This is a genomic window from Endozoicomonas gorgoniicola, assembly GCF_025562715.2.
Taxonomy (GTDB): domain Bacteria; phylum Pseudomonadota; class Gammaproteobacteria; order Pseudomonadales; family Endozoicomonadaceae; genus Endozoicomonas_A; species Endozoicomonas_A gorgoniicola.
The window spans coordinates 609906-621741 of record NZ_JAPFCC010000001.1 but is presented as its reverse complement, the minus strand read 5'-3'; the positions used below and the strand labels follow the sequence as shown (position 1 = coordinate 621741).

Annotated in this window: 13 protein-coding genes and 2 pseudogenes; 7 read left to right on the top strand and 8 right to left on the bottom strand. The window is 45.5% G+C overall.

Annotated elements, in window-relative coordinates; genetic code table 11:
- Positions 1 to 200 precede the first annotated feature (200 nt).
- A complete protein-coding gene (gene ltrA / locus NX722_RS02855) occupies positions 201 to 1463 on the top strand; it encodes a group II intron reverse transcriptase/maturase (RefSeq protein WP_262565434.1) in 1263 nt (420 codons plus the stop codon).
- Positions 1464 to 1533: 70 nt separating this feature from the next.
- Here ltrA (NX722_RS02855) and NX722_RS02850 read toward each other — a convergent pair whose 3' ends face one another.
- Positions 1534 to 2088: a hypothetical protein gene (locus NX722_RS02850; protein WP_262566639.1), complete on the bottom strand. Its 555-nt coding sequence runs from the start codon at positions 2086 to 2088 to the stop codon at positions 1534 to 1536.
- A 692-nt stretch (positions 2089 to 2780) separates the two neighbouring features.
- Between NX722_RS02850 and ltrA (NX722_RS02845) the strand changes: the two are divergent.
- The 3 genes and pseudogenes from ltrA (NX722_RS02845) to NX722_RS02835 all read left to right on the top strand — a co-directional run.
- A pseudogene (gene ltrA, locus NX722_RS02845) lies at positions 2781 to 3638 on the top strand (group II intron reverse transcriptase/maturase); the annotation flags it as partial.
- A 61-nt stretch (positions 3639 to 3699) separates the two neighbouring features.
- Positions 3700 to 3816 (top strand): annotated as a pseudogene (locus NX722_RS02840) (group II intron maturase-specific domain-containing protein); the annotation flags it as partial.
- A 51-nt stretch (positions 3817 to 3867) separates the two neighbouring features.
- Positions 3868 to 4044, top strand: coding sequence for a hypothetical protein (locus tag NX722_RS02835; RefSeq protein ID WP_262568759.1), 177 nt, complete (start codon positions 3868 to 3870; stop codon positions 4042 to 4044).
- Positions 4045 to 4124: 80 nt separating this feature from the next.
- Here NX722_RS02835 and NX722_RS02830 read toward each other — a convergent pair whose 3' ends face one another.
- The 5 genes from NX722_RS02830 to NX722_RS02810 form a co-directional block, all read right to left on the bottom strand.
- The gene (locus NX722_RS02830; protein ID WP_262566638.1) at positions 4125 to 4355 is read right to left on the bottom strand and encodes a DUF6429 family protein; all 231 of its coding nucleotides are present in this window, start codon (positions 4353 to 4355) and stop codon (positions 4125 to 4127) included.
- A gap of 82 nt (positions 4356 to 4437) precedes the next feature.
- A complete protein-coding gene (locus NX722_RS02825; protein ID WP_262566637.1) occupies positions 4438 to 4812 on the bottom strand; it encodes a hypothetical protein in 375 nt (124 codons plus the stop codon).
- Positions 4813 to 4881: 69 nt separating this feature from the next.
- On the bottom strand, positions 4882 to 5436 hold the full coding sequence (locus tag NX722_RS02820; RefSeq protein WP_262566636.1) for a hypothetical protein: 555 nt from the start codon (positions 5434 to 5436) through the stop codon (positions 4882 to 4884).
- Between the two features lie 98 nt (positions 5437 to 5534).
- Complete coding sequence (locus NX722_RS02815) at positions 5535 to 6002, bottom strand: hypothetical protein (RefSeq protein ID WP_262566635.1); 468 nt, start codon at positions 6000 to 6002, stop codon at positions 5535 to 5537.
- Positions 6003 to 6169: 167 nt separating this feature from the next.
- A complete protein-coding gene (locus NX722_RS02810) occupies positions 6170 to 6916 on the bottom strand; it encodes a metallophosphoesterase family protein (RefSeq protein WP_262566634.1) in 747 nt (248 codons plus the stop codon).
- A gap of 305 nt (positions 6917 to 7221) precedes the next feature.
- Here NX722_RS02810 and NX722_RS02805 point away from each other — a divergent pair, with 305 nt between their 5' ends.
- Positions 7222 to 8178 carry an integron integrase gene (locus NX722_RS02805; protein ID WP_262566633.1) on the top strand — a complete coding sequence of 319 codons (957 nt, stop codon included), beginning with the start codon at positions 7222 to 7224 and terminating at the stop codon, positions 8176 to 8178.
- A 328-nt stretch (positions 8179 to 8506) separates the two neighbouring features.
- Here the strand turns inward: NX722_RS02805 and tnpA (NX722_RS02800) are convergent, their stop codons facing one another.
- Positions 8507 to 8938: an IS200/IS605 family transposase gene (gene tnpA, locus NX722_RS02800; protein ID WP_262566632.1), complete on the bottom strand. Its 432-nt coding sequence runs from the start codon at positions 8936 to 8938 to the stop codon at positions 8507 to 8509.
- Positions 8939 to 9174: 236 nt separating this feature from the next.
- Positions 9175 to 9606 (bottom strand): IS200/IS605 family transposase, encoded by a 432-nt coding sequence (tnpA, locus tag NX722_RS02795; RefSeq protein WP_262566632.1) that lies wholly within the window; start codon positions 9604 to 9606, stop codon positions 9175 to 9177.
- Positions 9607 to 9995: 389 nt separating this feature from the next.
- Here tnpA (NX722_RS02795) and NX722_RS28660 point away from each other — a divergent pair, with 389 nt between their 5' ends.
- Positions 9996 to 10703, top strand: coding sequence for an OmpA family protein (locus NX722_RS28660; RefSeq protein WP_322740907.1), 708 nt, complete (start codon positions 9996 to 9998; stop codon positions 10701 to 10703).
- A gap of 110 nt (positions 10704 to 10813) precedes the next feature.
- On the top strand, positions 10814 to 11833 hold the full coding sequence (locus tag NX722_RS02780; RefSeq protein ID WP_262566631.1) for a DMT family transporter: 1020 nt from the start codon (positions 10814 to 10816) through the stop codon (positions 11831 to 11833).
- Positions 11834 to 11836 lie beyond the last annotated feature (3 nt).

Genomic DNA, 11836 nt, shown 5'->3' with positions numbered 1-11836 from the left:
AGCGCCTGCAGAAGTAATTCTGTGTGGTGATTGAACAGAAGTCAGCAGACGTCATAGTAGTTGTTCGACAGAAGTCGTTAATCCGATTGGAAGTCGTCAACGAAGGACTGAACACCGACGAAAAGAGGAGACTGATTCCCTCAACACAGTGCAGCCGTCCGGCGACTCACTGGAGTTGGCGAAAGAATCTTTAACCAGCTTTGAACCACGATCTACTGAGTTGCGCACTGGAACCTGCCAATTTGCTGAAAGCATGGAAACAAGTCAGAAGTAACAAAGGGGCTCCCGGAATAGATGGGATCACCATTAAAGCCTATCCTGACTTTGCCCGTCAGCACTGGCCTTCAGCGCGCCAAGCCTTACTCAATGGGACTTACAGACCATCTCCCGTCCTTCGGGCTGTTATAGAAAAGCCCGATGGTGGAGAACGGTTGCTGGGCATCCCGACAGTCATGGATCGAGTGATACAACAGGCCATTGTGCAGGTATTATCACCCATCTTTGATCCTGACTTCTCTCCCAGCAGCTTCGGTTACAGACCGGGAAGGTCTGCACAAGACGCTGTACAACAGGTTAATCGATACATTAAGCAGGGGCTGCATCAGGCGGTTGATGTTGATCTGAGTAAATTCTTTGATACGGTCAGCCATGATGTTCTTATGTCGAGAGTCTCTCGAAAGATTCACGACAAGCGTCTGTTGAAGCTGATTGGCCGCTACCTTCGTGCTGGCGTCATGGTTGATGGGCAATGCTACCCAACCCGGGTAGGTATGCCACAAGGCGGTCCACTTTCACCGCTGCTGTCGAATGTCCTTCTCGATGACCTGGACAAGGAACTGGAGTACCGGGGGCATTGCTTCGCACGCTACTGCGATGACTTTGTGATCCTCGTTGGCAGCCAGCGAGCCGGGGAGCGAGTGATGGAAAGCATCACACGTTACCTTGAGCGCAAGCTGAAACTGAGGATAAACCCGACAAAGAGCAAGGTGGTGAAAGCTACCGAAGCTGAGTTCCTGAGTTTTACCTTCACAGGGAAGCGAATCCGCTGGTCGGAGAAGAGTCTGAACCGCTTCAGGCGAAAAATCCTGAAACTCACCAGCCGAAGCTGGGGAGTATCGATGGAATATCGCTTGAAGAAGCTGGCCGAATATATCCGGGGCTGGATGGGTTATTTCAGGATAACCGAATATTACAGTCCTATACCGCGACTGGATCAATGGATACGTCGGCGGATTCGCTGTTGTTTTATCAAACAATGGCGAAAGCCGAAAACCCGTTACAGAAATTTGATCAGGTTAGGTGTTGATCACATCAAGGCCGCCTCGATTGCAGCCAGTAGCAAAGGGTATTACCGGCTAAGCAAAACCTATGCGGCACAGTTAGCATTAAACGACAGTTTTCTCAGTAAACTCGGGCTTGTTTCCCTGAAAGACTTGTGGATCAGGTTTCACCACCCTCGGTGAATCGCCCGGTGCGGACCCGCACGCCGGTGTGATGTGGGGGCTGGAGGTTAGAGACCTCCGGCTACCCGATTTATGCGCGTTCTATGTTGCTATCAATATCTTTGCTTTTGATAAAGATTAGAAATTCACAAAGTGATTCTATATCAAATGCTTTAGAAGCAAAGTCCAGTTTGAATGAACTCCCATCAGTTTTAAGAAATGTTAAGCGAGAAGAAACTTGATCCTGAATAAGCCCATTCCCTGATGATAATTTCTCAAGAGTATTAGCTTTTTGACCTAAGTTTATTTCTTTAACAGTATTAACTGGAATTTTAATGTTTAGCTTTCCCCAACCACTTTTTCCACAAACTGCAAGAACGTCATTCTTTAAGCTCAATTTATATGAAGAAAGAGATTTTGTTAACCAGTTTATGTATCCAAATCCACCTATGAATATAAATGACACTCCAAACAGCAAAGCAATTTTCTTTATTTCTTCTTCTCCAATGGCAGTTAGCGTCTGTAATAACCACATCATACCGCCTGTAAAAAATATGAAATAGAATGGTATTGCAACAAGAGTTAATGGTAACCATCCCAAGAATGACTTAAGGATTTTTTTCTTTGTGTTGATTTTTACTTCCATTCTTTTCCTCAATGTTGAGCGCATAACGCCTGGTTCAGCCGCGTGCCGAAGGCACGTCGGGTGAGCGAAGCGAACGAACTGCAACCATTTGGTACGCCCGGCATGGGCATGAACTTATGGGGTGAAAGTCCCCTGTGGGTAAACCAGCATCGGATCTGGAGCCGAATAAGCCCACCGATGATAACCACTAGCTTAAGGCAAGTGCAATCTCACGAGGGGTTGTGCGGAGGCAGTCTGACTGCAAAAGTGCGAGCCGACGGACAGAAATCGTATACAAGGCCGAGTCTCGTGGGCGAGTGAGCCAAGGATCACAAAGCCCTCTGGTTTGAGAGATACGGTAAATGCGGCGGTTGTGTACTGAAAGTTCATGCTCTTATCCGGGGAGGTCTGTTCAACATGCGATTGGTCAATCCCAGTTCTCAGCCACTGGTTACAACAGGCTCGGCGGACAGGGTTCATCACCCTGTTCGAGCAAACCCGATGACCACCAATAGCGCCTGCAGAAGTAATTCTGTGTGGTGATTGAACAGAAGTCAGCAGACGTCATAGTAGTTGTTCGACAGAAGTCGTTAATCCGATTGGAAGTCGTCAACGAAGGACTGAACACCGACGAAAAGAGGAGACTGATTCCCTCAACACAGTGCAGCCGTCCGGCGACTCACTGGAGTTGGCGAAAGAATCTTTAACCAGCTTTGAACCACGATCTACTGAGTTGCGCACTGGAACCTGCCAATTTGCTGAAAGCATGGAAACAAGTCAGAAGTAACAAAGGGGCTCCCGGAATAGATGGGATCACCATTAAAGCCTATCCTGACTTTGCCCGTCAGCACTGGCCTTCAGCGCGCCAAGCCTTACTCAATGGGACTTACAGACCATCTCCCGTCCTTCGGGCTGTTATAGAAAAGCCCGATGGTGGAGAACGGTTGCTGGGCATCCCGACAGTCATGGATCGAGTGATACAACAGGCCATTGTGCAGGTATTATCACCCATCTTTGATCCTGACTTCTCTCCCAGCAGCTTCGGTTACAGACCGGGAAGGTCTGCACAAGACGCTGTACAACAGGTTAATCGATACATTAAGCAGGGGCTGCATCAGGCGGTTGATGTTGATCTGAGTAAATTCTTTGATACGGTCAGCCATGATGTTCTTATGTCGAGAGTCTCTCGAAAGATTCACGACAAGCGTCTGTTGAAGCTGATTGGCCGCTACCTTCGTGCTGGCGTCATGGTTGATGGGCAATGCTACCCAACCCGGGTAGGTATGCCACAAGGCGGTCCACTTTCACCGCTGCTGTCGAATGTCCTTCTCGATGACCTGGACAAGGAACTGGAGTACCGGGGGCATTGCTTCGCACGCTACTGCGATGACTTTGTGATCCTCGTTGGCAGCCAGCGAGCCGGGGAGCGAGTGATGGAAAGCATCACACGTTACCTTGAGCGCAAGCTGAAACTGAGGATAAACCCGACAAAGAGCAAGGTGGTGAAAGCTACCGAAGCTGAGTTCCTGAGTTTTACCTTCACAGGGAAGCGAATCCGCTGGTCGGAGAAGAGTCTGAACCGCTTCAGGCGAAAAAATCCTGAAACTCACCAGCCGAAGCTGGGGAGTATCGATGGAATATCGCTTGAAGAAGCTGGCCGAATATATCCGGGGCTGGATGGGTTATTTCAGGATAACCGAATATTACAGTCCTATACCGCGACTGGATCAATGGATACGTCGGCGGATTCGCTGTTGTTTTATCAAACAATGGCGAAAGCCGAAAACCCGTTACAGAAATTTGATCAGGTTAGGTGTTGATCACATCAAGGCCGCCTCGATTGCAGCCAGTAGCAAAGGGTATTACCGGCTAAGCAAAACCTATGCGGCACAGTTAGCATTAAACGACAGTTTTCTCAGTAAACTCGGGCTTGTTTCCCTGAAAGACTTGTGGATCAGGTTTCACCACCCTCGGTGAATCGCCCGGTGCGGACCCGCACGCCGGTGTGATGTGGGGGCTGGAGGTTAGAGACCTCCGGCTACCCGATTTATGTGCGCTTACTCATTGTTTGCAAAAAGCTTTCTGAACAATTCTTCGGACTTTTTCAACCCAGCTTCGGTGAATACAACTGATTTCGTTTTATTTATGGGATCTTCAATAAAGCCTTTCTCATGGAGTCTATTCATGAGATCAAAATCCAGTTGTTTCCATGCTCTGAAATCATCATGGAGTGTAAGATGTAATAGAGCTAATCCGGCATCATCTATTTTTTCTTCATCTACTTTCATAATGTTTAGTCATAGCTAATTTTGAGAGTTGAATTATAGCTGATATGAATATAATGATTGTACTTTTATTAATCTTTTAGTTTCAAATAAGCACTGAAAGCATAAAAACTATTGCAATGGAAGTTAAGTTGATTACATATGCAATAAATACAGGCGATTTATTACTTAAGAATGAAATAATTTGAGCAATAACTGAACCAATAAAGCCTATTACGCCAAGAACTAAACATGAAAAGGAGTAAGCTGAAGAACTTGAGTATTTTCTTCCTCCATGTTCAATCATTACTTCACTGCCAAAATAATAGGAATTAACTTGTTCAGGCTTTGCCATTATTTCAATGATCAAGTATTCATTAAAAAATATTGCCGCTACGAACAGCCCAATAACTGTCCCAGGTAAAGCAAGTAAAAAGTTCTTTGTTTTTATCATCATTACTCTCGATGAACGCTTGAGCACATAACGCCTGGTTCAGCCGCGTGCCGAAGGCACGTCGGGTGAGCGAAGCGAACGAACTGCAACCATTTGTTATGCGCGTTCTATGTTGCTATCAATATCTTTGCTTTTGATAAAGATTAGAAATTCACAAAGTGATTCTATATCAAATGCTTTAGAAGCAAAGTCCAGTTTGAATGAACTCCCATCAGTTTTAAGAAATGTTAAGCGAGAAGAAACTTGATCCTGAATAAGCCCATTCCCTGATGATAATTTCTCAAGAGTATTAGCTTTTTGACCTAAGTTTATTTCTTTAACAGTATTAGCTGGAATTTTAATGTTTAGCTTTCCCCAACCACTTTTTCCACAAACTGCAAGAACGTCATTTTTTAAGCTCAATTTATATGAAGAAAGAGATTTTGTTAACCAGTTTATGTATCCAAATCCACCTATGAATATAAATGACACTCCAAACAGCAAAGCAATTTTCTTTATTTCTTCTTCTCCAATGGCAGTTAGCGTCTGTAATAACCACATCATACCGCCTGTAAAAAATATGAAATAGAATGGTATTGTAACAAGAGTTAATGGTAACCATCCCAAGAATGACTTAAGGATTTTTTTCTTTGAGTTGATTTTTACTTTCATTCTTTTCCTCAATGTTGAACGCATAACGCTTTGGTTCAGGGGGTGCGCCGAAGGCGCAGTCCCTTGGAACCAATTGTTATGTGGCGACTAGATTGCTATTACCAGAATTGATACCACGGCTTAACTACTGGAGGATTGGCAAACGAGAGAATGGCCTGAATATTTTTGATGGCGTTGTCTCTACCCTCTTTATCGTTATGATGAAAATATTTTTCAAAAAACACATCTTCAACTTTGGCATCTTCTTCGTGATAGCCATAGTACCGGAGCCAGGCATCGGTAAAGTCAATAACTTCTTTCTCTTTGAGGTGAATGAGGAAGTCATTAACAGCAATTTGATGCTTAATAACGGATCGCTCAAGAATAGCGCAGGTTTCTGCTTCATCGACGGCCTTTCTCTGAAGGATGGCAAGTTCTTCATTGAACGCTTCCCGAAGTTTGGTGTTAGCAGCCCAACGGGTGTTATAGAGCATCTGGATAACAATGAAACGCTGACCGACGACCCCGGCAATCAAAGCACCGAGAATGGTAAACCCGCCAGCGATGAAAATTCCTGTGTAATTCATTTTTTGTACTCCTTTTTGGGTGGTTTTATCGGGATTCTTATCGGGGGAGTAATAATTCTAACGATTCAGGATTCTTGGTTTCGCAGGATGTAAGCCACATAACGCCTGGTTCAGCCGCGTGCCGAAGGCACGTCGGGTGAGCGAAGCGAACGAACTGCAACCATTTGTTATGCAGCTCTACCAGATTTGAGTGCAAAAGCCCAGTCATTGCGATTTCTTGCTTTCGCTGCATTCACAGCACTATTTAGTTCATATGGTACTTTAAGAAACTCAACATTCCAGCCTGTAGTGCAGCGTTCAATCATTGCGTATGAAGCATGAGAGGAATAATTTTGCATAATATGCAATGTCGGATCTTCATCTTTGTATGCAGGTAGACCAACACTGCCCGGATTCACGATAAGCTGCTTATTTGTAAGCTCAATAATTCTTGGAATATGTGAATGACCACACAGGACAAGCTTTTCTGATACGTTGCTAAGAAACCGTCTTATTTCATGTTCATTCCTGACCTTCGGTATACCGGATGATACATCTTCGACCATATAAACCAGGTCATTATCAGGGACTCCATGACACAGAAAAATATCTTCTGGGAGAGATAATGACGCAGGTAAAGACTTCATCCATTCCAGAGCTTCATTTGGTAATTCTGCAAATATGAACTGCATTGTAGGATTTTCCGAGATTCCCTCTGGATTAGCCTCATAAATTTGGCGATCCTGATTCCCCTTGATAGTAATCATTTCTTCGGATCGCAAAAGTTCATAAGTTTCTTTTGGAGCGAGTGGTCCGTATAAGATATCGCCAAGATTTACGAACTTTTTTGCCCCTTTCTTTTTTGCATTTTTGATTACTGATTCTAATGCCCAGACATTGCTATGAATATCCGATAAAACTGCAATTTTACTCATAATATTTTTGTTTTGTATGGCTGCATAACGCTTAGTAGGTTTACTCGTCCGTAATCCTGCCAAAATTCCATACGAGTCCATATTTTTGCCACATATGCGGACAAGTCTATATAACCCCCGAATTTTGCATAGATTACCTCCTTGTCCGCATAATACGCAATACATGAAGCTGCTGAAACCTTTGTATTGCAAAGGATTCAGCCAGCCCCTGTGATCATTTCCAATTAAGCCGACAAGTCCATATTTGACCAAAAGTAACTGGCTGCTATAAATACTGTATAAATATACATATACAAGGTATCAGTATGTCTGAGCGACTTATGGTGCGGGTTCGCAAAAAGATAAGACTTAAACATTACAGCTACAGAACGGAAGAATCCTACTGCCACTGGATCAAAACATTTATTCGTTATCATAGGTACAAACATCCCGATGATATGGGAAATAAAGAAGTGATTCAGTTTCTAACCTGGCTTGCTGTAGAGAAGCAGGTGGCTCCAAATACACAAAACCTCGCTTTTTCTTCTGTTCTGTTTTTGTATCGTGAAGTTCTTGGCCGACCACTGAAAGATATCAATGCAGTCCGGGCTAAACCACAACAAAAGCTACCCGTAGTACTCTCTCGTGAGGAAATTCGCAGTGTCATGTCATTTCTGTCCGGATCAACCCTGCTGATGGTTCAGTTATTATACGGCTCTGGTCTCAGACTCATGGAGGTTCTGAGGCTTCGGATCAAGGACGTGGATTTTGATCGTCAGTGCCTTGTTGTTCGTGACGGCAAAGGTCGTAAAGACCGGGTGACAGTGCTACCCAAACCTGTGTTCGCCGACCTGAAAAAGCAGATCAAGAAAGCGGAACATTATTACAATCTCGACAAGTTGGAAAACGTTCATGAAGTATGGATGCCTAACGCCTTAGCCAGAAAATACCCTGCCGAGGCCAAAAGCCTGCACTGGCAGTATGTTTTTCAATCTTGTAAGGTGTCCCTTGATCCACGATCAGGAAGGAAGCGACGCCACCACTTCAGCGACAGCCACTTACAAAAGCTCGTTAAACAGGCAATAAAGCAGGCTGGTATTTTAAAGCATGCCTCCTGCCATACTTTCAGACATAGTTTTGCAACACACCTTCTGGAAGATGGTTATGATATCCGCACGGTACAGGAGCTTCTGGGTCATAAAGACCTGCGAACCACTCAAATCTATACTCATGTCCTCAATAAAGGAGGCAATGCAGTACAAAGCCCTCTTTCCCGTTTATAGCAGGCACGCTACCGCGCGAGACAGAAATAATGGTCGGATATTATTCAGACATCGGTCTCACAGCGACAGTTAAATTTTAAAACCTGACCATACTATCATGTTTTGTTTACCGTAAACTGAGCTATCGCAAACAAATTCAGTGTATGGTCACAATTTCAGTGTCCGGAATCATTAAACCACTACAACCCATCCTGACCTATACTTTCCCGGTTCCAAGTAAATGATCCACGTTCTTAGAACGTGGTTTTGCTTTAAGCCCCCTAAAAGGGGGCTGATACCGCCAGCCTTCAAAGAAGGCTGGTGAGAGCTGTCCCAAGATTGCAGGTTATTACCTGAAGTTTATCTCCTGTTGGAGACGTTCCTTCTTCTCTTGGTACTTCACATATTTACGAATCATTTCTGCATCAACTCCGACCGTATCGACACAATAGCCTTTTGCCCAAAAATGATTTCCCCAGTAAGGCCTCTTTTTAAGGTACGGAAACTTCGAGAACAACCTCAAAGCAGTTCGCCCTTTCACCGTTCCCAGAAGCTTCGATATCGAAACCTTCGGAGGAACTTTTACCAGCAAATGCACATGGTCATTCTGGACATTAAGTTCCACAACCGTACATCCAAGTTGACTACAAAATACCTGGATGCAGTTATAAACCTCAGCTTTTACAGCTCCGGTGAGGACTCGAAACCTGTATTTTGGCACCCAAACTATATGATATTGGCAATGCCAAATGACATGCGTTAACTTCTCAAATCTACTCATGTTACTTCCTATCTCTAGTAGTTGTGGGGACAACTCAGAGATAAGGAGTAGCATGGGTAGTTCATGGCAGGCGGAGCCAACCATTCATGACCACGTCCATAGGACGTGGGTTTTCACGATGCAAGTAAATGATCCACGTTCTTAGAACGTGGTTTTGCTTTAAGCCCCCTAAAAGGGGGCTGATACCGCCAGCCTTCAAAGAAGGCTGGTGAGAGCTGTCCCAAGATTGCAGGTTATTACCTGAAGTTTATCTCCTGTTGGAGACGTTCCTTCTTCTCTTGGTACTTCACATATTTACGAATCATTTCTGCATCAACTCCGACCGTATCGACACAATAGCCTTTTGCCCAAAAATGATTTCCCCAGTAAGGCCTCTTTTTAAGGTACGGAAACTTCGAGAACAACCTCAAAGCAGTTCGCCCTTTCACCGTTCCCAGAAGCTTCGATATCGAAACCTTCGGAGGAACTTTTACCAGCAAATGCACATGGTCATTCTGGACATTAAGTTCCACAACCGTACATCCAAGTTGACTACAAAATACCTGGATGCAGTTATAAACCTCAGCTTTTACAGCTCCGGTGAGGACTCGAAACCTGTATTTTGGCACCCAAACTATATGATATTGGCAATGCCAAATGACATGCGTTAACTTCTCAAATCTACTCATGTTACTTCCTATCTCTAGTAGTTGTGGGGACAACTCAGAGATAAGGAGTAGCATGGGTAGTTCATGGCAGGCGGAGCCAACCATTCATGACCACGTCCATAGGACGTGGGTTTTCACGATGCACTAAAAACCTGCTTCTGCCGTGACGCAAACAGATAGTCGTCGTTGCATTTTGTGCCAGAAACAGTTTTTCAGTTTCCGTGAGTACAGCCTCTATCTGGCAATGTCCCTTCTATCCGTCCGGAGTTCTATTTATGTCCAGCCCCCGCTCATATTCAGGAGTTCTGATTCCAGTCCTGTTCAGCGTCATGATATCGGGATGTGCGACTGACGGCAGTCTTAAGCGGTGGGGGCAATGCGCGCTCATTGGGGGTGGCTCGGGTGGTATTATGGGTGCCGCAGTAGAAGGCAGTGCTGCCGCTTTTGCCGGAGGCACCGCCGTAGGGGCATTGCTTGGCGGCCTGCTTTGCGCACTTACTGACAAAGACAGTGATGCCGACGGTGTCTCCGATCGCTACGACCTTTGTAAAGATACGCCTCCGGGAGTAGAAGTTGGAGAGTCCGGCTGCCCGGTGGATTCAGACAATGACGGCGTACCTGACCATCAGGATCTGTGTCCAGACACACCTGCTGGCATGACCGTTAACGAACACGGCTGCCCAATAGATTCAGACGGCGATGGTGTGCCTGATGGTCTGGACAAATGCCCGAATACCATGAAGGGTGCGCCGGTTGATGCACAGGGGTGTTATCTGGAAGTGTCTGAAAACCTGGGTGAGATCTATTTTATCTTTGACAAAGAAAACCTTGATGATGCTTCCCGGCAATTACTCGATAACGTTAGCCAGAAGATGAAAGACAATCCGGATTTGAAACTACGGGTATATGGTTACACTGACAACAGTGGTGAACCCGCTTACAACGTTGACTTGTCTCAGCGCCGGGCCGATACAGTCAGGGATTACCTTGTCAAACAGGGCATTTCCGGCGACCGGATTAAGCCAATGGCAGGCGGAGTCATACTTGAACACAACAATACCCCCGCAGGCAGGGCTTCCAATCGCAAGGCAAGTCTTGTCACCGGTGAAGAAGAATAACCCGCAGCTGTAGCCATGGAAGGCTGCCAACTATTAGCTGACAGCCTGTTTATGAATATGCTATACAAGCGCCCCTATCTTGAAAACGTGTATAAATAAACAGGCAAGCAATGACATCTCAATCCAAGGCATGCGGTTACGCTCTGGTCACTGCGCTGTTATGGTCGACCATCGCAACAGCGTTCAAACTGACTCTTGATTATCTTGACCCCTGGCAACTGGTTTTCTGGTCAGTTCTGACATCTACCCTGCTGCTTGGAAGCATTGTCCTGTTGCAAAACAAAGGTAAACTGTTAATCCGTCAAGCCCGGGAATCATTCTGGCTCTACGCCTTTCTCGGTATACTCAACCCCTTTCTTTATCATATATTTCTGTTCGGAGCTTACGAACTCCTGCCTGCCCAACAGGCGCAGGCGCTTAACTACAGCTGGCCTGTTGCGCTAAGTCTCCTTGCTGTTCCATTTCTGGGAAAAACCCTTAGCCGTAAAGACGTCTTTTGTTGTCTGGTTGCCTATCTGGGCGTACTGATTATCAGCACCCGTGGTCAGCTGCAGAACCTTGACTTTGGCAGCCCCGTCGGTGTTGTTCTCGCCCTTGCCAGTACACTGGCCTGGGCAGTGTACTGGATTTTCAATACCCGTCTGAAAGGTGATCCACTGGTTGGCCTGCTGATCTGCTTCCTGTTTGGCATGCCATGGATTATCGTCGCAACAGCTATTGCTTCTGATTTCCGTCCCGCAGGTATTGAAGGATTACTGGGAGCTGCTTACATTGGTCTGGTTGAAATGGGGTTTGCCTATATCCTCTGGCTTAAAGCGCTTAAACTGGCTGAGAACACGGCGGCCGTAAGTAACATCAGTTATCTGAGTCCTTTCCTTTCTCTATTCTTCATCGCAAATATTGTGCAGGAGAGCATTCATCCAACCACTTACGTCGGACTGGTGATGATTGTTTTTGCCGTTGTTCTGCAACAGCACAAACCCTCTGCCAAAAAGCTCTCAATACCGAAACGCCCAGAGCCTTCAGCTCAGAAAGAGCCTTCAGCTCAGAAAGAACCTTCAGCTCAGAAAGAACCTTCAGCTCAGAAAGAACCTTCAACTCAGAAAGAGCTGCCAGTTGGGCAGGGTTAATTA

Excerpts from the sequence above, each read along its gene's own strand:
- NX722_RS02850 (WP_262566639.1), bottom strand. The coding sequence starts at position 2,088 with ATGGAAGTAAAAATCAACACAAAGAAAAAAATCCTTAAGTCATTCTTG.
- NX722_RS02830 (WP_262566638.1), bottom strand. The coding sequence starts at position 4,355 with ATGAAAGTAGATGAAGAAAAAATAGATGATGCCGGATTAGCTCTATTA.
- NX722_RS02820 (WP_262566636.1), bottom strand. The coding sequence starts at position 5,436 with ATGAAAGTAAAAATCAACTCAAAGAAAAAAATCCTTAAGTCATTCTTG.
- NX722_RS02815 (WP_262566635.1), bottom strand. The coding sequence starts at position 6,002 with ATGAATTACACAGGAATTTTCATCGCTGGCGGGTTTACCATTCTCGGT.
- NX722_RS02810 (WP_262566634.1), bottom strand. The coding sequence starts at position 6,916 with ATGAGTAAAATTGCAGTTTTATCGGATATTCATAGCAATGTCTGGGCA.
- NX722_RS02805 (WP_262566633.1), top strand. The coding sequence starts at position 7,222 with ATGTCTGAGCGACTTATGGTGCGGGTTCGCAAAAAGATAAGACTTAAA.
- tnpA (WP_262566632.1), bottom strand. The coding sequence starts at position 8,938 with ATGAGTAGATTTGAGAAGTTAACGCATGTCATTTGGCATTGCCAATAT.
- tnpA (WP_262566632.1), bottom strand. The coding sequence starts at position 9,606 with ATGAGTAGATTTGAGAAGTTAACGCATGTCATTTGGCATTGCCAATAT.
- NX722_RS28660 (WP_322740907.1), top strand. The coding sequence starts at position 9,996 with ATGGGTGCCGCAGTAGAAGGCAGTGCTGCCGCTTTTGCCGGAGGCACC.
- NX722_RS02780 (WP_262566631.1), top strand. The coding sequence starts at position 10,814 with ATGACATCTCAATCCAAGGCATGCGGTTACGCTCTGGTCACTGCGCTG.